This window comes from Roseateles albus (assembly GCF_028595345.1).
In the GTDB taxonomy this organism is placed as follows: Bacteria; Pseudomonadota; Gammaproteobacteria; order Burkholderiales; family Burkholderiaceae_C; genus Paucibacter_A; species Paucibacter_A albus.
In genome coordinates, this window is sequence record NZ_JAQQXT010000014.1 from 97,517 (window position 1) to 121,535 (window position 24,019).

Below are 24,019 nucleotides of genomic sequence, written 5' to 3' on the forward strand. Positions count from 1 at the left end.
AGATGGCGACGGAGGAACCTTGGGTTTGCCGCCACCACAAGACGCCGGCTTGACCGGAAGTTAGCGAATTTTGCAGGAGTGCTCAAATGCCCCAGACCATTAACACCAATATTGCCTCGCTCAACGCGCAGCGCAATCTCAATATGTCGCAGGGATCGCTGGCGGTGTCCATGCAGCGTCTGTCCTCGGGTATGCGTGTCAACTCCGCCAAGGACGACGCAGCCGGCCTGGCGATTGCCGAACGAATGAACGCCCAGGTGCGCGGCATGAATGTGGCGATTCGAAACGCCAACGACGGTATTTCGCTGGCGCAAACGGCTGAAGGCGCGTTGTCCAAGGTCGGCGACACGCTGCAACGGATGCGAGAGCTCTCGGTGCAGTCGCGCAATGCGACCAACACCACCACCGACTTGGACTCCATCGGCGCGGAATTCGGCGAGTTGGCCCAAGAAATCAGCCGAGTGTTGGCCGGTACGACCTTCAACGGCAAAAAGATCCTCGGCGTAGACGCAACGCTGCCGCAAGAGTTCCAGGTCGGCCCGAACACCGGCGCAGAAGACACCATCACGGTTGCGACCTCGGATCTCACGGCCGACGCCACCATCCTCGCGGTGACGACCTCCGTTATCGGCAATGCCTCGACGACGGCCGACCTGAAGGTCGTCATCGACAACCTGGATATCGCCCTCAACACAGTCAGTAGCCAACGCGCCACCTTGGGTGCGTCGCAGAACCGTTTTGAGGCGGTGATTTCCAATTTGCAGGTCTCGGTGGAGAACCAGAGCGCGGCGCGCAGCCGCATCATGGATGCCGACTATGCATCGGAAACCTCGAATTTGAGTCGTACGCAGATTCTTCAACAGGCCGGCAATGCGATGGTGGCACAGGCGAATCAACTGCCACAGCAAGTCTTGAGCCTGCTGCGCGGCGGTTGACGCTTGAACTAAGGCCTCAATCAGGGTCTCATTGACCCTCAAGAAAAACCCGAAATGGTCGATAGTGCACTTGCCTATCGACCATTCGTCATTTTTTAAGCGTCCACCATGTGGCGCTTAGTGGAGCATCATCATGCCCAGCATCACCTCAGCCGGCATCGGCAGCGGGCTCGACATCGAGTCCCTGATCGGCAAGCTGGTCGCCGTTGAACGAACCCCGATCAACCAGCTGAAGACCCATACCGATGGTCTGAAGACGCAGTTGTCGGCCTACGGCAAGATCCAAAGCGCGCTCGCCGCAATGCGGGATGCAGCGGGAAAGTTGACCAAACCCGACACCTGGGCGGCCAGCATGGGCAATTCCAGCGATGCGACAGCAGTCTCGGTCAGTCCGAGTGCGTCTGCACCCACTGGCAATGTCGCTGTGATGGTCAATCGGCTGGCATCGGCGCAATCGGTGTCCAGCAAGGTGATCCCCGTCGGCCAAGCGGTAGGACAAGGCACGATGACAATCGAACTGGGCAAATGGACCGAAGCGCCGCCCCCTGCCGACCCCAACGATCCCGTGCCGCCACCGACCTTCGACCCCAAAGCAGGTGGTAGCCCCATCAACATCAACTTGCCAGCCGGACCTTACCAACTGGCCCAAGTCCGCGACGAGATCAACAAGAGTAACGCCGGCGTGGTGGCCTCGATCGTGACCGACAGCAGCGGCCCACGCTTGGTCATTCGCTCCAGTGAAACCGGCGCCACCAATGGCTTTCGTATCAAGGTCGCGAATTCAGATGGGCAGCCGGACGGCGAAGGCTTGTCGGCTCTATCCTATGACCCCGGCACATCGCTTACCCCCATGACGCGCAACCAAGCGGCAGGCAACGCCAGTGTCTTGCTCAATGGCCTTTCGGTCGATTCGGAATCGAACACCCTGAAGGATTCCATCGAAGGCATGACGATCAATTTGCTCAAAGCGAGCACTGCCGAGGTCAATCTGACGATAGGGCCGGACAAGGATTCCATCAAGAAAGCCATCAACGACTTCGCCACCGCCTACAACGCTGTTGCAACCTTGATGGGCGACCAGACCAAGTATGACGCTGCGACAAAAAAGGGCGCCGCCTTGCAGGGTGACTCTTCGGTCGTCGGGCTTCAGTTCGAGATGCGCGGACTGGTCGGCGGCACCAGCTCGGTCGGCGGCAAATACTCGCGGTTCGCCGAAATTGGCCTGAACCCCAGTACCGGCGGTGTGTTCAAGACCGATACCGGCAAGCTGGACGCGGCATTGGGAGATTTGGCCAGCTTGAAAACGCTGTTCATGGGGACGGACAGCAACAATCCGAGCAATGTCGGTTTGGCCAAACAATTGCAGAGTTTTGCCGACAAGGCCCTGGGCTTCGACGGCCGAGTGACCAACCGGCAAAGCGGCCTGCAAAAAGCCATTGACAACGACGCGAAGAGCACCGAGCGACTAGAGACCAAGGTCAGTCTGACCGAGAAGCGCCTGCGCGCACGCTACACCGCGCTCGACACCCAGATGAGCCAGCTCACCGGACTGTCAAACTATGTGACCCAGCAACTCAAAGCGATGGGCAATTAGTCTTGCCCTCGGGGCCGCGCGCCTTTGTGGCCGCAAAGCATGGCGAACTCGCTCGAGTTCGCCATTTTTCATGGTGCCTGCAGGCACTATTTCACGCCAAGGCTTGCGACTTGCACATCGATGCGTTTGCAGGGTTTTCGGCAAGCTCGGATCACTTAAGTTCAGCCTCCGAAGGTCGAAAACAATTCAACACGGCACATTCGGAAAGAATCATATGTACGGCAACGCCTCATCACCTTTTGCCACGCGAACCCAGCGCGCCTCCATGTACCGCAAGGTTGGCTTGGAGACCGATGTGCAAGGCGCCTCCCCTCACCGACTGGTCACGATGTTGTTTGATGGCGTTTTCGATGCCATGAGCCAAGCTCGTGCCGGGATTGAAAACGGCAATACCGAGTTGAAGAATCGCTCCTTGAGCCGCGCCGTGCGGATCTTGGACGAAGGCCTGAAGGCCAGCTTGAATCTGCAAGCCGGCCCACTTGCCAACGACTTGAACGACCTCTATGCCTATTTGTGCATGCGCCTGACCAAGGCCAATCTGCACGGCGACATCGCTGCCATCGAGGAATGTCAGCGCATCCTGACGCCCGTGCGGGAAGCCTGGACGGCCATCGCGCAAGCACCCGAAGTTTTGCGCGCGGCATGAAACCACGCAGCAGCCCCAAGTCAACTAAAAGCCCATCCACCCATCAGTCTCCGGCGGAACTCGCTATGAACACCCATCTCCTGAGCTATTACGAAGCCATTGAACAAGCCAGCGCCGACATGTTGTGCGCCGCCCGAACGGGCAACTGGGACGAAGTCGTCAAGCTTGAGGGCGCTTGTGTGCTGCTGATCTCGCAACTCAAGCATGCCGCGTCCAACGAGCAACTGGCGCCGGATGAGAACAAGCTGAAGACCCGCATCATGCAACGCATCTTGGTCAACGATGCCGAGATCCGCCACTTGGCCGAGCCTTGGCTGGATGACCTGGATCAGGTGCTGACCGGCAAGAGCAAGACTCTGCATTGAAACCAACCGGCCGGCCGCTGCACGCAGCGGCCGGCCGGTGTCACGTTAAGCCTCATCGCCATCACCCTGCCCCAGCGTCTTGCCCCCATGCCCAGCAACGCACAAGCAAACTCCGAGCCTCAAGCAAGCTCCATGGAGCAAAGAGATTCCATTGAGCCCGGCAACTTTCGCGTGCAGGCCAGCAGCGAGATTTTGAGTTTGCTGCGCACGCTGCAGCAGCAAAACACCCGCATTAGCCTGAGTGCGCCCAATGGCGCCAGCTTGAGTGGCAGCATCAATATGGTTGACCCGGAGCGCGGAGCGCTGAGTTTCGACCTGGCCAGCGCCCAAGAGCAGCTACAAGCCTTGATGAGTGCGGATGAAGTCAGCGCCGTGGCCTACTTGGATCAGATCCGTCTGCAGTTCGAGCTGATCGACCCGGTCTTGATCAACGCCAGCCTGCGCTGCCAGATCCCGAGCCTCATGTATCGGTTTCAGCGCCGCCAGACCTTTCGAGTTCAGTCCAATCTGAGTACACCGCAGGTTCGCATGAACCACCCCTTGCGGCCGGATCTGGCCCTGAGCTTGCGTATCCTGGATTTGAGCCTCGGCGGCGTGGCCCTACTCCTGCCGGCCGAGGTCGAACCCTTTCCGCTGGGCTGCGAGTTGGCATCGGTGCAGGTGATTCTGGCAAGAGACGTGCGGTTCAAGACCAGTTTGCGGCTGCAAAACGCGCGGCCCATCGATGACAAAGGCAATATTCAACTGGGTTGGACTTTCACCCAGCTTGATGCTGAAGCGACGCTGTTCTTGCAGCGCTATATTGATCAAACCCAGATCCTGAGCCGCAGCCTGCGCAAACGGCCGACTGTCTGAGGTGCGCCGAGCCGAACGAGGCATCAAGCCCCGGCTCAGACCTGCATATTCATGATTTCTGAATAGGCGGAAACCAGGCGGTTGCGCACCTGCAAGGTGGCCTGAAAGCCGATCTGCGCTTTTTGCATCGCCACCATGGTCTCTTCGAGGCTGACGTTGGGGTTGTCAAGCTGCACCTCGCGCTGCAGGCGACTCGCCTCCATTTGAGAAGCGCTGACACCCTTCATCGCCTGCGCCATCGCGTCGCCAAAGCTGGCGCCTTCCACTGCGCGGGTCTTGCCCAGCGGCTGACCATTGACACCCAAACCGGCACGCGCCGCAGCCTGGGCGAAATCAAACGGTTTAAGTCTCAGGTCCATCACAACTCCATCACCGCAGCATGGGGCTGCGACGGGATGAATCCTACGGCGGCGGCCCGCCAAGTGAAGGCAGGAACTGCGGCCCCTTACTCGGCCTGTTCACCGCTTTCTTGAGGGCTCAAAACAGAATAATTCAATGCATCGGAAGACCTGTGGTGCCTCCATTGCTGCTTCCGTGATTTAGCTCACAGCCTACTGGCCTTCTCTCCCATGGATAACGCAATCAGCCCCGCCATCACCACCCTGCCGGTCGCAGTCAATAGCGCCAACGCAGGTTTTGGCAGCCGTCTGGCCGCCATGCCCGTGCGAAACAAGTTCATGCTGGGCGGTGGACTGGCCATCTTGGCCGGCACCGTGTTGGCGATCACCTTATGGAGCAACCAGGGTGATTTCCGCCCTGTATTCACCGGGCTGTCCGACAAAGACGGCGGCGCCGTCATCAGTCAATTGACCACCTTGAACGTGCCCTACCGCCATGAAGCCGGCGGCACCATCTTGGTCCCGGCAGCCCAGGTCTACGATGTGCGTATGAAGCTGGCCTCGGCCGGCCTGCCCAAGGGCAGCACGGTCGGCTATGAGCTGATGGACAAAAGCTCCATCGGCCAGACCCAGTTCAATGAGCGCCTGAGCTTTCAGCGCGGCCTGGAAGGCGAGCTGACCCGCACCATCACCGCGCTGGCCGATGTGGCCGATGCGCGCATTCACCTCGCCATTCCGCAGCAAAACGGTTTTTTCCGTGAACAGCAAAAGCCCAGCGCCTCCGTGATGCTGACGCTGCGCGGCGGCCGCTCACTGGACCGTGCGCAGATCGCCGGCATCGTGCACCTGGTCTCCGCCAGCGTGCCGGAGTTGTCACCGAAAGCGGTCAGCGTCTTGGATCAAACCGGCGCCCTGTTGTCCAACTCGTCCAACGACGGCCTCGGCGGCAGCGGACTGGACAGCCAGCAACTGCAATACAAGCAGCAGATCGAAGCCAACTTCAATAAACGCATTTACGAATTGCTGGAGCCGGTGGTTGGCCGTGAGAACCTTCGCGCCACGGTGACAGCAGACGTCGACTTCTCGCAAGTAGAAAGCACCGCCGAAGAATTCAAGCCCAACCAAGGCCAGAACGCCAACGCCTCGGTGCGCAGCTCGCAGACCAACGAATCGATCAACAGCACGCCGGCCCCGGCCACCGGCGTCCCCGGTGCCGCAACCAACCAGCCGCCTGTCCCCGCGACAGCGCCCATCAACGGCCAAGCCGCACCATTGCAGGCCGGAGGTGGCACACCCAATAGCAGCAGCCGTCGCGAGGCCGTCACCAATTTCGAGCTGGACAAAACCGTGCGCGTCACCCGCAACGCCACCGGTGCCGTCCGTCGCTTGAACGCAGCAGTCGTGATCAATCACCGCAGCAGCACCGACGCCAAGGGCAAGACATCGTCGCTGCCGGTCTCACAAGAAGAATTGGACAAATTGACAGGTCTGGTCAAAGAGACCATGGGCTTCAACCAAGAGCGCGGCGACTCGCTGAAAATCATCAGCGCACCCTTTATGGTCGACAAGCAAAGCACGGTCGATCTGCCACTGTGGCAGCAGCCTTGGGTGATTGACATGGTGCGCGCCGCCGCCCTGCCTTTGGCCTTGGTCGCCATTGCCTTGATTGCCGTGTTTGGCATGGTGCGCCCGGCCATCTTGGCCGCCCGTCCCCTGCCACCGGCTGAGCCCGAGCCAGCATCACAGCTGAACGCCGTCGTCGATGAAGAGAACGACTTGCCCTTGGTGCTTGGCCCCGGCGGACTGCCCGCCCTCGCCGGTCCGCTGGTGAACGAGAAGCTGGAACGTGCGCGGCTCTTGGCTCGCGAAAACCCAATCGCGGTTGCCAACATCATGCGTGGCTGGATCGCCGGCGAAGTCGCCTGAGCCCCGAGTCCAAGCAGCTCAACAAGAGACACAAAAATCATGGACGACAAAGGTGTTGAAGACGCTGCCATCTTGCTGATGTCCCTGGGCGAAGAAGAGGCGTCCGAGGTCTTCAAGCATCTGGCACCCAAGGAAGTACAAAAACTCGGCGAAACGATCGCCAAGCTGAAGGTGGTCGGGCGCGACAAGGTCGAGCAGGTATTGACCCGCTTTGATGCCGTCGCCGAAACGCAAAGCACCTTGGTGTCGGACACCGACGAGTATGTGCGCCAGGTGCTGCGCAAGGCGCTCGGTGAAGATAAGGCTAACCTCTTGCTTGACCGGATCTTGCAAGGCAGCGATGTCTCCAGCATCGAAAGCCTGAAATGGATGGACGCGGCCTCGGTGGCCGAGTTGCTGCGCAACGAACACCCGCAAATCATCGCCGCCATCTTGGCTCATCTGGACTTTGACCAGACCAGCTCGGTGCTGCGCGTCTTCACCGAGCGTCAGCGCAACGAAGTACTGGTGCGTATTGCCACGCTGGACGGCATTCAGCCTATGGCCTTGAAGGATCTCAACGAAGTGATGAGTCAGGTCTTGGCCGGCGGCGAACGCATGCGCAAGAGCAGCCTCGGCGGCGTCAAGACGGCGGCCGAAATCATCAATATGCTGGGCTCAAGCGTCGAGGCTTCGGTCTTGGACTACATCCGCGAAGCCGACGCCGATCTGGCCCAGAAGATCATGGACAACATGTTCACCTTCGACGATCTGGACAAGATCGACGACAAGGGCATCCAGGCCGTGCTGAAGGAAGTTCAGTCCGAGTCTTTGGTGGTGGCCTTGAAGGGAGCCAGCGCCGAACTGCGCGAAAAGATCCTGCGCAATATGTCCACCCGCGCTGCCGAAACGCTGCGCGAAGACCTGGAATCCCGCGGCCCGGTGCGGCTTTCCGAGGTCGAGGGCGAGCAAAAGGAAATGCTCAAGATCGTGCGTCGTCTGGTCGACGAAGGCACCATCGTGATGGCCGGCGGCGGCGACGACCAGTTCGTCTGAGGCTGAATGAACATGGTTCAAAAACCACCCCGTCAAGTGCCCGCGCCGGAACGCCGCGAAGGCGACGAGCGCCGCGGCAGCTATGCACGATTCATCCCGCGCGAGGAATTGCAGGGCTTTGCGGCGTGGAACCCCGACTCACTGCAAGGCGCCATGAATGCGCGGCAACCGCCGATCAGCGCTCCGTCACCCGCCACTGCGGCCACCGCCGCTGCGCAAGCCAAGCAAAACGCGCCGGCGCCCGCGCCCGAACCCGAACCAAGCTTGCAAGAGCAACTTCACGCGGCTCGCCAAGCCGGTTACCAAGACGGCTACCGCGACGGCCTGTCTGCCTTGGATGCCTTCAAGCACAGCTTTGCACAACAAATGACGGCACAAATCGGCACCCTGGTGCGCAGTTTTGACGCCGATTTCCGTGCATTGGAAGACGAAATGGCGCAAGCGCTGGCACGCAGCGCGGTGGAGTTGGCACGCCAAGTGGTGCGCAGCGAAATCCGGCAGCGGCCCGAACATATTGCCAAGGTCGCGCATGACGCCGTCGAGGCCTTGCAGCTATCGGCCCGCCATGTGCGCGTGCGCGTCAACCCCAGTGACTATCCCCTGGTGATCGAAGGCGCTGGCGAGGAAATGCGCGCACGTGAAGCGCAAGTCTTGCCCGACCCTGAAGTGCCACGCGGTGGCTGCAAGGTCGACTCCGACATCAGCAGTGTCGACGCCAGCCTGGCCACTCGTTGGCAGCAAGCGGTTGCCTCAATGGGCCAAGCCTCCTTGTGGGAAGACCGTCGCAGCAATGCGGCCGAAGCCAACGCCGCTGCAAGCGCATCGGCCCCGGTCCAAGGTGAGCAATCATGATGGACATTGGCGCCTCCGCCATGGAGCAAGAGGCTCGCGCCGACACGCGGCAAGGCCGTTGGCAGCAATACCTGGAAGACTTGCAAGCTTTTGCCAGTGCGGCCGTGCCGCTGGAATCGCAAGGCAAGCTGGTGCGGGTGGCCGGCCTGGTGCTTGAAGCCACCGGCGTCAAGGTACCGGTCGGTTCGGTCTGTGAGATTCACATGCCCAGCTCTAACTCCAATCCTCAGCGTGGCGTGCGGCCCGTCAACGCCGAAGTGGTGGGTTTCTCGGGCGACCGCGCCTACCTGATGCCGACCGATGAGATTCAAGGCCTGTCAAGTGGCGCGATGGTGATCCCACGTGCCCTGCCCTTGATGGCGCCGGTCTTGGGCAAGGCGATGCAGCGCTGGCGCCGCGACGAAGACCGCGGTCTGCACTTGCCCATGGGCGACGGCCTGCTGGGCCGAGTGGTTGACTCGCATGGCAACCCGCTCGATCGCCGTGGCCCGCTGCAAATGACGCATGCGGAGCCGATGGTGCGCCGCCCTATCAACGCGATGGACCGTGACCCGGTTCGCACGCCGCTGGACACCGGCGTGCGGGCCATCAACGCCATGCTGACGGTAGGACGCGGCCAACGCCTGGGCCTGTTTGCCGGCACCGGCGTCGGCAAATCGGTGCTGCTGGGCATGATGGCGCGCTACACCCAAGCCGATGTGATCGTAGTCGGCTTGATTGGTGAGCGCGGCCGCGAAGTCAAGGAATTCATCGAAGACATCCTCGGTGAGGATGGCCTGCAGCGCTCTGTCGTCGTAGCGGCCCCGGCCGATGCACCACCACTGGTGCGCATGCAAGGCGCGCATTACGCGACCGCGATTGCCGAGAATTTCCGCGACCGCGGCCAGCATGTCTTGCTGCTGATGGACTCGCTGACTCGCTATGCGATGGCGCAGCGCGAGATCGCATTGGCGATCGGCGAACCCCCGGCCACCAAGGGCTATCCACCAAGCTGCTTTGCCAAACTGCCGCAATTGGTAGAGCGCAGCGGCAACGGGTTGCCAGGCGAAGGCTCCATCACAGCTTTTTATACCGTGCTGAGCGAAGGCGATGACCAGCAAGACCCGATCGCCGATGCGGCGCGCGGCATCTTGGACGGTCACATCGTCCTCAGCCGCGAACTGGCCGAGGCCGGCCATTACCCAGCGATTGATATAGAGCGTTCGATCAGCCGCGTGATGACCAATGTCGCCAAGCAGCCGCATATCGATGCCGCTCGGCGCTGCCGCCAACTGCTCGCTAAATACAACAAAGCACGCGATTTGATCCAGCTTGGCGCCTATGCACCGGGCCATGACGCCGAACTGGACTTGGCCGTGCGCTTGCATCCGGACATCAACCGCTTGCTGCAACAAGACATGCACAGCCCGGCTGTGCTGGAAGAAAGCCTCAAACAACTCTCAAGCGTCATCAAGGACGCCTGAAAGCTGCCGATACACCCAAGGTCAGCGCTCCGAATTTGCGCTGACCCTTCAGATTCTGAGACGGAGTGCGCTGTATGAACGCTAACAATTTACAGGTTCTGAGCATCCTGCTGGAGCGCGCCGAGAGCGAGCGCGATGAAGGCCGCAAGCAGATGCAAGAGGCCCAAGCGCGCGCCGCTCAAGCCCGCGCTCAATATGGTGACTTGGCGCAATACCGCAATGATTACCAGCAGCGCTGGGGCCAGCAGTTTGCCGAGCGCGGCACGATGGACATCGTGGTTTGCTACCAGACCTTCGGTGGGCGGCTTGATCAGGCCATCACCAGCCAAACCCAAGTGGCCGACTATGCGGAGCAAAGGCTGGAGCAAGCGCGGGCCCGTCTGCAAGAGTTGGAGATGCGCGTGGCCTCGATTGCCAAGCTGATGGAGCGCCGCCGCTTGGAGATCAACCGCGCCGGCCAGCGCCAAGAACAAAAGGCCACCGATGAGCAGGCCGCTCGCGCCTCGCTGAGCGCGTTCAACCCCTTGATGCGCTTGTCGGCCTGAAGCGCTGCGTCAGCCCGTCCAGCCCAGAATCATCATGAGTACGCCCTCCTCCAATTCACTCCTTAGCAGCAGCTTTGCGCAGACAACTCGCGTTGAAGGCGCCCTACCGGGCCTCGCGCGTGCCAACAAGCCTGGCCCACCAGCCAATGAGCAATTTGCTCAACTGATGAAGAGCTATGGCGGGGCTCAAGCCACGCCGCCCAAGCCGCAGACCAGCATGCCGGCCACGCAAGCGGACGCAGTTGCAAAGCCGTCGGCCCCAAGCCCGGTGCGTCAAGCCCCGGAAGGTAAAACAGAGCTGCAGCGCCAAGAGGAAAAACTCGCCCAGAAGAAGATCACGCAGAGCAACGACAGCAGGCCGCGACAGCCATCGTCAGGTCAAGCCCAAAAGGGTGTGGCCCACAAGGCACCCCAGGATGAGACCGAAAAGCGTCAAGCGCCAAATGCTGGTTCTGGTTCGGCTACGGCGTATTCAGAGAGCGCCGAACAGGCCGCCAACGCCAAGACCAAGAACCGCGATTCGAATGACCAGTCTGTCGCAGCGGAAACCACTGCCGCTGCAGCCGCGGCCCAGCAAGCTTTGTCGGGCGCGGCACTCGTCGCTGCCGACAGTTCAACCATTCCGGATGCTGCCGCAGGTCGTATTGAAAATGCTCAAGGCTCAGCCAAGAATGGCATGCAAAGCATCGCACTGCAGGCTTCATCCGAGGGCGAAGCCGACATAGATCGAACCGGCGCTCAGGCAGGAGCCACGGCAACGCCCGCTGGCCCATCAAGGGCAGCGCTTCATGCGCAACAAAGTGCAGCGACGGCGACCCTGCAAGTCAAACAAGCTGCCGGCGGCCCGGCGGCCGAGTTGGATCAAGGTGTCGCCAGCAATTTCAGCCGGGAACTGCAGAGCGCGCAGGGCAACTTGTCAGCCCGCACGAGCACCTCCAAGTCCGAAGGCTTTGCGCTCGAGGGAATGATGAGCGCCGCCGGCATCGCGGCGCCCGCCTCCTTTGAAGCGCGCCGCGAAGACGCGGCGGCAACTCAACTCACCATCAGCCAGCCCTTGACGGAACCGAGTTTTGCGCCAGAGATGGCGGCTCGACTCAGCGTGCTGGCTGCGGACGGCGTGCAAGAGGCCAGGCTGCACCTCAACCCGGCCGAAATGGGACCGGTCTCGGTGCAGATCATTGTCGAGGGCCAACAGGCACAAGTTTCCTTTCACGCCGAGCATGAACAAACTCGCGCCGTGTTGGAGCAAAGCCTCCCGGACTTGGCCGCAGCCTTACGGGACTCCGGTCTAACTTTGAGTGGCGGCGGAGTGTTTCAGCAGCCCGGAGAGCAAAGTCGCCAGGCGCAACAAGGCCCCGAGGCCGAAGCCCAGCGAAGCTCGGGTCTGGGGAAAAACCTTAGCCTGAGCGCCAGCAGCCAAGCCGCGCCGGTACAGATCAGGCATGCCCGCGGCGTGGTGGATTTATACGCCTGACTTCAGTTTCGAATAGCCAAGCCCGTGCCCTGCTTTTCATGGCTTGAGCGGCGAGTGCCGAGTCAATAATCGAACCCAGGTTGGCTCTTCAGGGTTGACGGCTGTGGCGCTCTGGCGCAGCGTCGACGCGAGCCGAGTAATACAGGAGTTCAAATGTCTGCACCAGCACCCGCTGCCGCGGCCGAAGCCCCAAAAGGCGGCGGCAAAAAGAAACTCATCATCATCATTGCAGCCGTCCTGGTTTTGGTCCTGGGCGGCGGTGGTGCGGCCCTCATGCTGATGAAGAAGAAAGCTCCGGTCGACGGCGAGGAAGACGGGGCAGAGGCTACACATGAGCCAGCACCTGCGCACAAACCTCCCAAACCAGGCACCCCCCCGGTATTCGTGCCTCTGGATCCATTCACCGTCAATCTGTCCGACAAGGACGTCGATCGTTTTGCTCAAATCGGCATCACCCTGGAGGTGATGGATACGCACACCGCCGACCAGATCAAGGCTTATTTGCCGGCCATTCGCAGCAATGTGCTGATGGTGTTGTCGCACAAAACCTCGGGCGAGTTGCTGACACGGGAGGGCAAAGAAAAACTCGCACGGGAAGTGCAGCGCGAGTCAGTCCGTCCCATGGGTATCGAGCTAGATGACGAGGACGAAGAAGAGCCGCCCGCTGACACGCCGAAGAAGAAGAAAAAGAAAAAGAAGGTGCATGTGGAGAGCCCTGTCACCAAAGTCTTGTTTTCGACCTTTATCGTCCAGTGAGCCCGCAGCCTCGGCCGGTTAAGTCAGCATGAATCAGCAAATCCTTTCGCAAGACGAAGTCGACGCCCTTCTGCAAGGCATCACCGGCGAAAGCCAGAAGCTCGATGCCGAAGAGGAACAGGTTGGCGGCATACGCGACTACAACCTGGCCAGCCAGGAACGGATTGTTCGTGGGCGCATGCCCACGATGGAAATCATCAACGAACGTTTTGCCCGCAACATTCGTGTTGGCCTCTTCAACTTCATTCGCAAGAGCCCGGAAGTCGCCATCGGCGGCATCAAGGTGCAGAAGTACAGCGCTTTCTTGCGTGAAATCGTCGTTCCTACCAACTTCAACATCGTTTCAGTCAAACCGCTGCGCGGGTCGGGGCTGATCGTCTGTGACCCGACACTGGTTTTCGCGGTGATTGATTCCTTGTTCGGCGGCATCGGCAAGTTCCACGCCCGCATCGAAGGACGAGATTTCTCCGCCACCGAACAGCGCGTGATTCTGCGGCTGGTCGAGGTGATCACGGCCGAGTACCACAAGGCCTGGAAAGGCATCTACCCGCTGGAGTTGGAGTTCCAGCGCTCGGAGATGCAGCCGCAGTTCGCCAATATCGCTACGCCCAGCGAGATCGTCGTTTCCACCTCATTCACACTGGAAATCGGCGAGACCAGCGGCACGGTCTACTTTTGCATCCCCTATGCCACTTTAGAGCCGATTCGTGACGTGCTCTATTCGACCACCGTCGGCGATTCAACCGAACCGGACAGGCGTTGGGTGAATTTGCTGAAACACCAGATCCAGGACGCCAAGGTCGAACTGGTGGCCGAATTGGGCACCGCACCGGCCACAGTCGAACAACTGCTGGCCTTCAAGCCGGGGGACTTCATTGAACTGGACCTGGAAGCCATGATCAAGGCCAAGATCGACGGCGTGCCCGTGTACGACTGCCACTACGGCACCTCCAATGGCAAATACGCCATCAAAGTTGAACAAATGCTGACCAGCCCCGACCAGGGTTGGCTGGGAGCCCGCAATGTCACCTGATACCCCCTCCTCCGACGAACAAGACGCAATGGCGGCCGAATGGGCCGCCGCCTTGGCCGAAAGTCAACCCAGCTCGGTTGCCGAAGAAGTACAAACAGTCTCCGAGCAGGTGGCGCCCGCCAGCTTCGCCAATTTCTCGCCCACACCCAACAATATGCCGGGCGGCGACATCAATATGATTCTGGACATTCCCGTCCAGTTGACTGTTGAGTTAGGTCGCACCCGCATCCCGATCAAGAACATCTTGCAGTTGGCTCAGGGCTCGGTGGTGGAGTTGGATGCTTTGGCAGGTGAACCGATGGACGTGCTGGTCAACGGCTACCTGATCGCACAGGGCGAAGTGGTCGTGGTGAATGACAAGTTCGGTATTCGACTCACCGACATCGTCACGCCGTCGGAGCGCATGCGCCGCCTCTCTAAAGGCTGACACCAAAACTCAGCGCAGCAAGACCTGACACCGGCTTCGGCTCGGGCGACAATCAATCCATGAACACGCCCCTCAGTTCCTCCGCAACATCGTCACTTTTGCCCCTGCTTTGGTTTCTGGCCATCCTCTGCCTGATCCCGCTGGTGCTGTGGCTAATCAAGCGCACGCCGCTGGGCGCCTCGAGTGGATCCGGCGTGATGCGGCTCGTGGCGCAGATGGCCCTCGCACCCAATCAACGGATCTTGACCGTGGAGGTCGGCCAAGGGGACGACAAGCGTTGGCTGGTATTGGGCGTCACGGGGCAACAAATCACCACCTTACATGTCATGCCGCCGCAGCCTGAAGCGCAGCCCCACAAAAACGCCCCGGCCTTTGCTCAAATGCTCAGCGCTCGAATGAGCGGTAAAAGCGTAGAGACCGCGTCGCCGCAAAGCAAAACCGGAGATCACGGTGCGAACTGAGTTCAGGGTGGCATGCCTATCGGCCAAAGCTGCGGCTAGCACCGTCTTGGTAGGCCTGAAGGTCCTGTTTTCGCAGCTCAAGCCCAAGGCAAAACTTATTCTTGCCTTGTCGTTTGTTTCGGCATTTTCTGCCAGTGCTTTAGCTCAGAATGCACCACCCGCCAGCCTGCCGTTGCTGCTTGGGCAAGGGCCGGCAGGCAACAGCTTTTCGGTGCCGATTCAGACGCTGTTGTTCTTCACCGCGCTGGGTTTCCTGCCCGCGGTGCTCTTGATGATGACCGGCTTCACGCGCATCGTCATCGTGCTGTCCTTGATGCGCCAAGCCTTGGGCACACAGGCTGCCCCGCCCAACCAGGTTATTGTGGGGCTCTCTCTGTTTTTGACCTTCTTCGTGATGAGTCCAACTTTGGACAAGGTCTATGCCGACGCCTGGATGCCGTACAGCAGCGGGCAAATCGCCTTCGAAGAAGCCCTGAAACGCGCCGAACCACCGATGCGCAGCTTTATGCTGAAGCAAACCCGGCAGGCAGACGTCGCCCTGTTCTCTCGCTTGGCCAAGTTGGATGCCAGCGTCAAGCCTGAAGATGTACCTTTCAAAGTCTTGGTGCCGTCTTTTGTGACCAGCGAGTTGAAGAGCGCATTTCAAATCGCCTTCCTGATCTTCATCCCGTTTCTGGTCATCGACATGATCGTGAGCAGTGTGCTGATGAGCTTGGGCATGATGATGCTTTCTCCGGTGCTGGTGGCGCTGCCCTTCAAGCTGATGTTGTTCGTGCTGGCCGATGGCTGGAACCTCTTGTTGGGTTCGCTGGCGGCGAGCTTTGTGACCTAAGGACGTATCGAATGGACGCACAACAAGTCTTCACCTTTGGCCAGCAAGGCCTCTACATCCTGATGCTGGTGGCGGCACCAACGCTGATCACCGTGCTGGTGGTCGGCGTGCTGGTCAGCGTGTTTCAAGCCGCCACCCAGATCAATGAGGCCACCTTGAGTTTTGTGCCCAAGGTCGTTGCGGCGGTGTTGGTGCTGTCCATCACCGGCCCATGGATGGTGAGCACCTTGGTCGACTACATACGCCGCACCTTGATGGCCATCCCGCAAGTCGTGGGTTGATTGATGTTTGCGGTCACCGAAACGCAACTGCTGACCTGGCTGAATCCGCTGCTGTGGCCGTTTATTCGCATGCTGGCTTTGTTCGCCGGCATGCCCATCTTCAGCCAACGCAATGTACCCATGCGCGTGCGCGTGGGCCTGGCGTTCTTTATTTCGATGGCTGCCCAAGCCAGCTTGCCGGCAATGCCCTTGGCGCCGCTGGACTCGCTGCCCATGCTCTTGCTGTTGCTCGCGCAACAGCTATTGATCGGGCTGTCGATGGGATTCGCCGTGCGTCTGGTGTTTGCCTCGCTGGAGTTTGCCGGCGAGCTGATCGGGCTTCAGATGGGCTTGAATTTTGCCGGTTTCTTTGATCCCGCAACCGGCAGCCAAGGGACCGCCACAGCCAGATTCTTTGGCAGCATGGTTGCCTTTTTGTTCATTGCGATCAATGGCCATCTGCTGCTGATCAATGCCTTGATTCAGAGCTTCCATGTCTTCCCCGTCGGAGATGAACCCTTCCACTTTCTACGCGTCGCCAAACCTCAAAGCTGGGGCGCGGAGATATTCAAAATGGGCTTGTGGATTGCCTTGCCGCTGATCACGATGCTGATGTTCGTCAACCTGGTGATGGGCGTGATCTCGCGCGTAGCATCGCAAATCAACGTGTTCTCGGTGGGCTTCCCGCTCACCATCAGCATTGGCCTGATCGGAATGGTCGCGACCCTACCCCTGATGCAGACCCCATTCATGGTGGTGCTGGAGCGCATGCTGGCCGCATTCACATAGAGCGGCGATGTTGATTTGCCGTTGGTGCCCAGGACGGGACTTGAACCCGTACGACGTTTAAGTCGGCGGATTTTAAGTCCGCTGCGTCTACCAATTCCACCACCCGGGCGGCAACTCATCGCGAGCGCATTATCTACCGCTCATGACGTCGACTCATCAACGCACAAACAAGAAAGGGAAGCCGATTGGCTTCCCTTCTATTTAATTTGGAGCGGGAAAAGAGGCTCGAACTCTCGACCTCGACCTTGGCAAGGTCGCGCTCTACCAACTGAGCTATTCCCGCATTGCATTGGTCATGAACTATTCATTCAAACCAAGCTTTGTAAAGGTACCTGACATACTGGAGCGGGAAAAGAGGCTCGAACTCTCGACCTCGACCTTGGCAAGGTCGCGCTCTACCAACTGAGCTATTCCCGCATATGTCTTCGAATACTAATGATCTGCTTTAACGATTGCTGCAAACTTCTGCAACAACCCGGCTAACCACCAGTATCTGTTTCAACAGCCAACATTCCTGTTACCAAGAAAAAGCCATATCCACTTACCTTTTTTCCACCGTTTTAACCTTTCAGGTTAAATCAGCTGATCACTTGTTAACCGGTGCCACCCGATGTCGCGACCTGCCTTTCAGCGAAGAGCGTCATTCTATACCGAAACTATTCTGACATGCAAGATGTTTCGAATATTTTTCGCTATTGCGAAGAACGCATATTCAAACAAACCAGTCTTACGCAATCAGATCGTGCCGGTGTGCACTGGCCCAATCAAACTACCCAAGCTGGAGGCGCGACCCAGAGTCGAACTGGGCTAACCGGATTTGCAATCCGGGGCATAACCGATTTGCTATCGCGCCGTATTCCGCCCGCCAACGCCCAAATCGCAGCATTGACGGAAAAGGGAAGCCCGGGGGCTTCCCTTTCAATTTGGAGCGGGAAAAGAGGCTCGAACTCTCGACCTCGACCTTGGCAAGGTCGCGCTCTACCAACTGAGCTATTCCCGCATATTTCTCGCACCCGGCTCGTAAAGTCTAAAACCGAAGTTTTGAACATTACGCAGTGCATGCCGTTTGCGCCGAAAGTCAAATTCTATACCAAATTTCCGATGCTTTGCAAGCCCCTTGCTTGCACATTTGAATCACAAAGCAATCGAACCACTCAGTCAATGCGTGGCCGGCTGCGCCACGGGGACGGGTTCTGTCTTGGCTGCCACCACCGGATCCTCATCCGGCAAGGGCACAGGCATGGACTCCAAGGCCACCTCCAAAACGCGGTCAATCCAACGAACCGGCACGATCTCAAGCTGGTTCTTGACGTTCTCCGGAATGTCTTGCAGGTCCTTGACATTGTCCTCGGGGATCATCACCGTCTTGATTCCGCCACGATGTGCAGCCAGCAGCTTTTCTTTCAAACCGCCGATGGCCGTAACCTCGCCGCGTAAGGTGATTTCGCCGGTCATCGCCACATCTGCGCGCACCGGAATACCGGTCAAAGCAGACACGAAAGCAGTCGTCATCGCCGCACCCGCACTTGGACCGTCCTTAGGCGTAGCGCCATCCGGCACATGGACATGGACATCGCGCTTCTCGAACAACTCGTCCTTGATACCCAGCATGCGCGAACGTGAACGCACCACCGTGCGAGCCGCTTCGACCGACTCCTTCATCACATCGCCGAGTGAGCCGGTGCGGATGATGTTGCCCTTGCCAGGCATGGCGGTTGCTTCGATGGTCAGCAGGTCGCCGCCCACCTCGGTCCATGCCAGACCGACCACTTGGCCGACCTGATTTTTCTTTTCCGCCCGACCGAAGTCGTACTTGCGCACGCCCAAGAAGTCATTCAGATTGTCCTCGGTCACTACGGCCTTGCCTTCAAAAGTCTTCAGCGCGATGCCTTTGACGACCTTGCGGCAGATCTTGGAGACTTCACGTTCCAGCGAACGCACACCGGCTTCTCGCGTGTAGTAACGGATGATGCCGCGAATGGCGGATTCGGTGACTTCCATCTCCTCTTCCTTGACGCCATTGTTCTTGCATTGTTTGGGCAAGAGATAGCGCTGGGCGATATTGACCTTTTCATCCTCGGTGTAACCCGACAGGCGAATCACTTCCATCCGGTCCAGCAAGGCCGGTGGAATGTTCATCGAGTTCGAGGTCGCGATGAACATCACGTCAGATAGGTCAAAGTCGACCTCGACATAGTGGTCGCCAAAGGTGTGGTTTTGCTCCGGGTCCAGCACTTCCAACAAAGCCGACGAAGGGTCGCCACGGAAGTCCATGCCCAGCTTGTCAATCTCATCCAGCAAGAACAGCGGATTGCGCGTTCCCACCTTAGACAAGCTTTGCAAGACCTTGCCCGGCATCGAGCCGATATAGGTGCGGCGGTGGCCACGGATCTCGGCCTCGTCGCGCACGCCACCCAGGGCCATGCGCACGAACTTACGCCCTGTGGCGCGAGCCACCGACTGACCCAGCGAGGTCTTGCCCACGCCTGGAGGGCCAACCAGGCACAGAATCGGTGCCTTGACCTTGTCCACTCGCTGCTGCACCGCGAGGTACTCAACGATGCGGTCCTTGACCTTGTCAAGACCGTAATGGTCTTCATTCAACACGTCAACGGCATTGGCTAGGTCAAACTTGATCTTGGTTTTTTTGCTCCAAGGCAGATTAACCAGGGTCTCGATGTAGTTGCGCACCACAGTCGCTTCGGCCGACATCGGCGACATCAGCTTGAGCTTTTTCAGCTCCCCGTCGGCCTTCTTCTTGGCCTCTTTGGGCATGCGCGCAGCCTGGATCTTTTTATCCAGCTCTTCGAGGTCAGCCCCCTCTTCGCCGTCGCCCAATTCCTTCTGGATGGCCTTGACCTGCTCATTCAGGTAGTACTCGCGCTGGCTCTTCTCCATCTGCCGTTTGACGCGGCCACGGATGCGCTTTTCCACTTGCAGGATGTCGACTTCATGCTCGAGCAAATCGAGCAAGGTTTCCAGGCGTTTGCCAATCTCAGATAAGTTGAGCACTGACTGCTTGGCATCCAGCTTCAATGGCAGGTGCGCAGCGATGGTGTCAGCCAAGCGACCGGCATCATCGATACCGGCAATCGAGGTCAAGATTTCAGGCGGGATCTTTTTGTTCAGCTTGACGTACTGATCAAACTGCTGAGTCACTGCGCGACGCAGCGCCTCAACCTCCGGCTTGGCATCCGCCTCGGGCGGGATGGGCATCACCTCGGCGACGAAATGCTCTTCGCCGTCGGTGATGCTATGCGTGGTGGCTCGCTGCAAGCCTTCGACCAAGACCTTGACGGTGCCGTCGGGCAACTTGAGCATTTGCAAGATGCTGGAAACGCAACCCACCTCGAACATATCGTCCGACTTGGGCTCATCTTTGCCGGCGGCTTTTTGCGCCACCAGCATGATTTGACGGCCGGCTTCCATCGCGGCTTCGAGCGCCTTGATGGACTTAGGGCGCCCCACAAACAGCGGGATCACCATATGCGGGAATACAACCACATCACGCAGCGGCAGCAGCGGCAAGGTGATGAGTTCTGCAGGCAAAACAGGATGACCGGACATGAAAACCTCTCTTTCTCAGACCTAAATGCGGCCTGAGGGGGTAAATGCAAGACGCCGCAATGATTCAATCAGCCGGGCTATTCCAAGCCAGTCCGGCCCATTAAAACAAATCAGGCGCTAGCCTTGGCCTGCTCGCGATACACCAGCAGGGGCTTGGCGTTGTCATCGATGTTGTGTTCGTCAAGTACGACCTTGGCCACGCCTTCCAGGGCGGGCAATTCAAACATGGTGTCGATCAAGGATAACTCCATGATCGAGCGCAATCCACGTGCACCGATCTTGCGCGCCAGTGCCTTGCGGGCAATCGCCAACAGGGCCGACGGACGAACCTCCAACTCCACGCCGTCCATCGCAAACAATTGCTGATACTGCTTCAGCAAGGCGTTCTTGGGCTCGGTCAGAATCTGAACCAACGCGTCTTCGGTCAACTCACCCAGGGTGGCCACCACCGGCAGGCGGCCGACCAACTCGGGGATGATGCCGAATTTGATCAAATCATCGGGCTCGACCTCACGGAAAATCTCCGACACTCGGCGCTCGGACTTGGTTTTCACCGTCGCACCGAAACCAATGCCGGATTTCTCCGAACGATTCTGGATGACTTTCTCCAGACCGTCGAAAGCGCCGCCGCAGATGAACAAAATATTCGTCGTATCAATCTGCAAGAAATCCTGATTTGGATGCTTGCGCCCGCCCTGCGGCGGCACCGATGCCATCGTGCCTTCGACCAGCTTCAGCAGCGCCTGCTGCACACCCTCACCCGACACATCGCGGGTGATCGAGGGGTTGTCGGCCTTGCGCGAAATCTTGTCGATTTCATCGATGTAGACGATGCCGCGCTGAGCCCGCTCAACATCGTAGTTGCAGTTTTGCAGCAGCTTTTGAATGATGTTCTCGACGTCCTCGCCGACGTAGCCGGCTTCGGTCAAGGTGGTGGCGTCGGCAATCACAAATGGCACATTCAACAAGCGCGCCAAGGTCTGCGCCAGCAAGGTCTTGCCGGAACCGGTCGGGCCGATCAGCAAAATATTGCTTTTCGACAACTCAACCGTATCCTTGGTGCCTGCCATATGGCGCAGGCGTTTGTAGTGGTTGTACACCGCCACCGCCAGGGTTCGCTTGGCAACGTCTTGGCCGATCACGTACTGATCGAGACTGGCCTTGATTTCGCTCGGCACCGGCAAGTCGGACTTGCTGGCACGCCCTTGCGGCGTGTCGGCGGGCACTTCATCGCGCACGATGTCATTGCAGAGTTCAATGCACTCATCGCAAATGAAGACGGATGGGCCAGCAATAAGCTTCTTGACCTCATGCTGGCTCTTGCCGCAGAAGGAGCAATACAAAACTTTTTCGCTGGAATTGCCTTTTTTCTCGGCCATGGATCTGCTTGTCGGTTCAGGCGTTAATGCCTACTGGGATGATAGTTCAAACGCACACGAGGCCCTTCGGTGAATAAGGGCCCCGTTCCGCGCCCTGTTGGGCTTGGCCGCCTTGAGCTATGGCGCTCGGCAGACAGAGCCAGCGCTTAAGCCCGCTTTTCGTGGACCTGATCAATCAGGCCGTAAGCCTGTGCTTCAGCGGCGGACATGTAGTAATCGCGCTCGGTGTCGACCTGGATCTTCTCAATGCTCTGGCCGCAACGTTCGGCCAAGATGCGGTTCAGTTGCTCGCGCGTCTTGAGAATCTCACGGGCATGAATCTCAATGTCGGTGGCTTGGCCCTGGGTGCCGCCGAGCGGCTGATGAATCATGATTTTGGCGTTCGGCAGTGCAAAGCGCTTGCCCTTGGCGCCGGCGGCCAACAAAAAGGCACCCATACTGGCGGCCATTCCCATGCAAAGCGTAGACACCTGCGGCTTGATGAATTGCATGGTGTCAAAAATCGACATGCCAGCCGACACGCTGCCGCCGGGAGAGTTGATGTAGAAGTGAATGTCCTTGTCCGGATTTTCACTCTCCAAGAACAGCATTTGCGCGACGACCAAATTCGCCACCGCGTCATTGACGGGCCCGACCAGAAAGATGATGCGCTCGCGCAGCAGACGGCTGTAAATGTCATAGGCGCGCTCACCGCGGCCCGACTGCTCAATGACGATAGGCACCATGCCCAGATTGTTGATTTCCAGCGCGCTCATGAAGAATCCTCTGAATAAATTCGCTAACTCGCCACGAGAGCGGCACCAGCGCCGCCCCGTTTGATAACCTATTCCTGCAACGATTCCTCGCTACCACTTCTAGGTATGGGGACTGATTATGGCGTGTCAAGCCCATGACACTTAAATAGAAAAGGCGCCGACCTTGCGGCACGGCGCCCTTGACTCACAGCGAGGCTATGGATCAGCCGGCTGTTGCCATCAGCTCATCGAAAGGCAACGCCTTCTCGCTCACCTTGGCTTTGGCCAAGACGAAATCGGTGACGTTGTTTTCAACCACAACCGCCTCGACTTCAGCCAGGCGGGCGCGGTCGCTCAGGTACCAACGCACCACTTCGGCGGGCTTCTCATAGCTCTGAGCCAGCTCTTCGATATGGGCCTGCAATTGCTCGGGCTTGGCCTGCAAATTGTTGGCGCGAACCAACTCTGCAACCACCAGACCCAGACGCACGCGACGCTCGGCCTGTGGCTTGAAGATTTCGGCCGGGATAGGTGCCTTGTCGGCATCTTTCACGCCACGCTTCTTCAGATCTTCGCGAGCAGCGGCAATCATGCGCTCGGACTCGCCGTCAACCAAAGCTGTCGGCACATCCAATTCAGCGTTAGCAACCAAGGCGTCCATCACGGCACCCTTGTTACGCGCCAAAACGCGGAACTTGACTTCACGTTCCAGGTTCTTCTTGATGTCAGCGCGCAGAGCCTCGATGCTGGCATCCGGAATGCCCAGCGACTTGGCAAATGCCTCGTTCACTTCGGGCAGGTGCTGCGCTTCGATCTTCTTCAGCGTGACCAGGAAATCGGCTTCCTTGCCCGCCACATCCTTGCCGTGGTAATCCTCAGGGAACGCCAAGGGGAAAGTCTTGGAGTCGCCGGCCTTCATGCCGCGCACGGCCTTCTCGAAAGCTTCGAGCATCTGGCCTTCGCCGATGATGAACTGGAAACCGTCGGCCTTGCCGCCCTGGAAGGGTTCGCCATCAAGCTTGCCTTCGAAATCGATCGTCACGCGATCGTCATCGCCGGCCACTTCGGTGGCTGCGCGCTGCGCAAAACTGCGACGCTGCTTACGCAGAATTTCGACGGTCTTGTCAATCGCTGCATCGGTCACGTCGCTGGCGACGCGCTCAACGTCGGCGGCGGACAGGTCACCAATCTTGACTTCAGGATAGACCTCGAAGGTCGCATCAAAAGCCATTTGGCCCTCGGGCGACTCGTCCTTCTGGGCGATTTTTGGAGCACCGGCAACGCGCAACTTGGCTTCGTTGGCGGCACTGGAGAAGGCCTCGCCCAACTTGTCGTTCATGACGTCGTATTGGACGGAATAGGCGTAACGCTGAGCAACAACACTCATGGGCACTTTGCCCGGACGGAAGCCATCGGCCTTGACAGTGCGGGCCAATTTCTTGAGACGTGTCTCGACTTCGCTGTTGATGTCAGCGGCCGCCAGCGTGAGCGTGATGCGGCGTTCGAGCTTTTCGAGGGTTTCGACGGTGACAGCCATTTTTGACTCAGTACAAAGTTATCTGGTGCGCGGGGCCGGACTCGAACCGGCACGCCGGTGAAGGCGTCAGGACCTAAACCTGGTGCGTCTACCAATTTCGCCACCCGCGCTAAGTGGATCAGGCTTGTTTGCTTGGATTCAACATCCACACCATTCAAGCCCGTGGTAATTCGGAGAACCGTGGATTGTAGCCACATGGAAGTCCGAAAATCGAAA

The 24,019-nt window shown here is 59.0% G+C and carries 23 protein-coding genes and 6 tRNA genes; 18 read left to right on the top strand and 11 right to left on the bottom strand.

Annotation, left to right across the window (positions count from 1 at the left end):
* The first annotated feature begins 86 nt into the window (after positions 1-86).
* From PRZ03_RS19675 to PRZ03_RS19695, 5 genes are all read left to right on the top strand, one after another.
* The gene (locus tag PRZ03_RS19675) at positions 87-935 is read left to right on the top strand and encodes a flagellin N-terminal helical domain-containing protein (RefSeq protein WP_263533489.1); all 849 of its coding nucleotides are present in this window, start codon (positions 87-89) and stop codon (positions 933-935) included.
* A 133-nt stretch (positions 936-1,068) separates the two neighbouring features.
* Complete coding sequence (gene fliD, locus PRZ03_RS19680) at positions 1,069-2,529, top strand: flagellar filament capping protein FliD (protein ID WP_273601919.1); 1,461 nt, start codon at positions 1,069-1,071, stop codon at positions 2,527-2,529.
* A 214-nt stretch (positions 2,530-2,743) separates the two neighbouring features.
* Positions 2,744-3,175 carry a flagellar export chaperone FliS gene (fliS, locus tag PRZ03_RS19685; protein WP_263533491.1) on the top strand — a complete coding sequence of 144 codons (432 nt, stop codon included), beginning with the start codon at positions 2,744-2,746 and terminating at the stop codon, positions 3,173-3,175.
* Between the two features lie 65 nt (positions 3,176-3,240).
* A complete protein-coding gene (locus PRZ03_RS19690; RefSeq protein WP_263533492.1) occupies positions 3,241-3,540 on the top strand; it encodes a flagellar protein FliT in 300 nt (99 codons plus the stop codon).
* A 132-nt stretch (positions 3,541-3,672) separates the two neighbouring features.
* Positions 3,673-4,395 carry a flagellar brake protein gene (locus PRZ03_RS19695; RefSeq protein WP_273601920.1) on the top strand — a complete coding sequence of 241 codons (723 nt, stop codon included), beginning with the start codon at positions 3,673-3,675 and terminating at the stop codon, positions 4,393-4,395.
* A gap of 35 nt (positions 4,396-4,430) precedes the next feature.
* Here PRZ03_RS19695 and fliE read toward each other — a convergent pair whose 3' ends face one another.
* Complete coding sequence (fliE, locus tag PRZ03_RS19700; RefSeq protein ID WP_263533494.1) at positions 4,431-4,754, bottom strand: flagellar hook-basal body complex protein FliE; 324 nt, start codon at positions 4,752-4,754, stop codon at positions 4,431-4,433.
* Positions 4,755-4,964: 210 nt separating this feature from the next.
* On the opposite strand from fliE, the gene fliF reads away from it, so the two are divergent.
* The 13 genes from fliF to fliR all read left to right on the top strand — a co-directional run bounded on the left by fliF (position 4,965) and on the right by fliR (position 16,586).
* Positions 4,965-6,659: a flagellar basal-body MS-ring/collar protein FliF gene (fliF, locus tag PRZ03_RS19705; RefSeq protein ID WP_273601921.1), complete on the top strand. Its 1,695-nt coding sequence runs from the start codon at positions 4,965-4,967 to the stop codon at positions 6,657-6,659.
* A gap of 39 nt (positions 6,660-6,698) precedes the next feature.
* A complete protein-coding gene (gene fliG / locus PRZ03_RS19710; RefSeq protein ID WP_263533496.1) occupies positions 6,699-7,694 on the top strand; it encodes a flagellar motor switch protein FliG in 996 nt (331 codons plus the stop codon).
* Between the two features lie 12 nt (positions 7,695-7,706).
* Positions 7,707-8,546 carry a FliH/SctL family protein gene (locus PRZ03_RS19715; RefSeq protein WP_273601922.1) on the top strand — a complete coding sequence of 280 codons (840 nt, stop codon included), beginning with the start codon at positions 7,707-7,709 and terminating at the stop codon, positions 8,544-8,546.
* The gene (gene fliI, locus PRZ03_RS19720) at positions 8,546-10,009 is read left to right on the top strand and encodes a flagellar protein export ATPase FliI (protein ID WP_273601934.1); all 1,464 of its coding nucleotides are present in this window, start codon (positions 8,546-8,548) and stop codon (positions 10,007-10,009) included. Before PRZ03_RS19715 ends, fliI begins: the two co-directional genes overlap by 1 nt.
* 74 nt (positions 10,010-10,083) lie before the next feature.
* Positions 10,084-10,554 carry a flagellar export protein FliJ gene (fliJ, locus tag PRZ03_RS19725; protein ID WP_263533498.1) on the top strand — a complete coding sequence of 157 codons (471 nt, stop codon included), beginning with the start codon at positions 10,084-10,086 and terminating at the stop codon, positions 10,552-10,554.
* A 34-nt stretch (positions 10,555-10,588) separates the two neighbouring features.
* Positions 10,589-12,028 carry a flagellar hook-length control protein FliK gene (locus PRZ03_RS19730; RefSeq protein WP_273601923.1) on the top strand — a complete coding sequence of 480 codons (1,440 nt, stop codon included), beginning with the start codon at positions 10,589-10,591 and terminating at the stop codon, positions 12,026-12,028.
* Positions 12,029-12,181: 153 nt separating this feature from the next.
* Positions 12,182-12,784, top strand: coding sequence for a flagellar basal body-associated FliL family protein (locus PRZ03_RS19735; protein WP_263533500.1), 603 nt, complete (start codon positions 12,182-12,184; stop codon positions 12,782-12,784).
* Between the two features lie 28 nt (positions 12,785-12,812).
* Positions 12,813-13,817, top strand: coding sequence for a flagellar motor switch protein FliM (fliM, locus tag PRZ03_RS19740; protein ID WP_263533501.1), 1,005 nt, complete (start codon positions 12,813-12,815; stop codon positions 13,815-13,817).
* Positions 13,807-14,244, top strand: a complete 438-nt coding sequence (fliN, locus tag PRZ03_RS19745) for a flagellar motor switch protein FliN (RefSeq protein WP_263533502.1) — start codon at positions 13,807-13,809, stop codon at positions 14,242-14,244. The genes fliM and fliN overlap by 11 nt, the downstream gene beginning before the upstream one ends.
* Before the next feature lie 59 nt (positions 14,245-14,303).
* Positions 14,304-14,705 carry a FliO/MopB family protein gene (locus PRZ03_RS19750; RefSeq protein WP_273601924.1) on the top strand — a complete coding sequence of 134 codons (402 nt, stop codon included), beginning with the start codon at positions 14,304-14,306 and terminating at the stop codon, positions 14,703-14,705.
* Positions 14,706-14,802: 97 nt separating this feature from the next.
* Positions 14,803-15,537 (top strand): flagellar type III secretion system pore protein FliP, encoded by a 735-nt coding sequence (gene fliP / locus PRZ03_RS19755; protein ID WP_263533558.1) that lies wholly within the window; start codon positions 14,803-14,805, stop codon positions 15,535-15,537.
* Positions 15,538-15,548: 11 nt separating this feature from the next.
* A complete protein-coding gene (fliQ, locus tag PRZ03_RS19760; protein WP_263533504.1) occupies positions 15,549-15,818 on the top strand; it encodes a flagellar biosynthesis protein FliQ in 270 nt (89 codons plus the stop codon).
* Positions 15,819-15,821: 3 nt separating this feature from the next.
* On the top strand, positions 15,822-16,586 hold the full coding sequence (gene fliR, locus PRZ03_RS19765; RefSeq protein ID WP_263533505.1) for a flagellar biosynthetic protein FliR: 765 nt from the start codon (positions 15,822-15,824) through the stop codon (positions 16,584-16,586).
* Positions 16,587-16,608: 22 nt separating this feature from the next.
* Here fliR and PRZ03_RS19770 read toward each other — a convergent pair.
* The 10 genes from PRZ03_RS19770 to PRZ03_RS19815 all read right to left on the bottom strand — a co-directional run bounded on the left by PRZ03_RS19770 (position 16,609) and on the right by PRZ03_RS19815 (position 23,913).
* Positions 16,609-16,695, bottom strand: a tRNA-Leu gene (locus PRZ03_RS19770).
* Positions 16,696-16,793: 98 nt separating this feature from the next.
* Positions 16,794-16,869 (bottom strand) — tRNA-Gly (locus tag PRZ03_RS19775).
* Positions 16,870-16,927: 58 nt separating this feature from the next.
* Positions 16,928-17,003 (bottom strand) — tRNA-Gly (locus PRZ03_RS19780).
* Positions 17,004-17,365: 362 nt separating this feature from the next.
* Positions 17,366-17,439 (bottom strand) — tRNA-Cys (locus PRZ03_RS19785).
* A gap of 71 nt (positions 17,440-17,510) precedes the next feature.
* Positions 17,511-17,586, bottom strand: a tRNA-Gly gene (locus PRZ03_RS19790).
* A gap of 158 nt (positions 17,587-17,744) precedes the next feature.
* A complete protein-coding gene (gene lon, locus PRZ03_RS19795) occupies positions 17,745-20,153 on the bottom strand; it encodes an endopeptidase La (protein WP_273601925.1) in 2,409 nt (802 codons plus the stop codon).
* Positions 20,154-20,263: 110 nt separating this feature from the next.
* Positions 20,264-21,532 carry an ATP-dependent Clp protease ATP-binding subunit ClpX gene (gene clpX / locus PRZ03_RS19800; RefSeq protein WP_263533507.1) on the bottom strand — a complete coding sequence of 423 codons (1,269 nt, stop codon included), beginning with the start codon at positions 21,530-21,532 and terminating at the stop codon, positions 20,264-20,266.
* A gap of 146 nt (positions 21,533-21,678) precedes the next feature.
* A complete protein-coding gene (gene clpP / locus PRZ03_RS19805; RefSeq protein WP_273601926.1) occupies positions 21,679-22,287 on the bottom strand; it encodes an ATP-dependent Clp endopeptidase proteolytic subunit ClpP in 609 nt (202 codons plus the stop codon).
* 202 nt (positions 22,288-22,489) lie between these two features.
* Positions 22,490-23,803 carry a trigger factor gene (tig, locus tag PRZ03_RS19810; RefSeq protein ID WP_273601927.1) on the bottom strand — a complete coding sequence of 438 codons (1,314 nt, stop codon included), beginning with the start codon at positions 23,801-23,803 and terminating at the stop codon, positions 22,490-22,492.
* Positions 23,804-23,826: 23 nt separating this feature from the next.
* Positions 23,827-23,913 (bottom strand) — tRNA-Leu (locus PRZ03_RS19815).
* Positions 23,914-24,019: the final 106 nt, after the last annotated feature.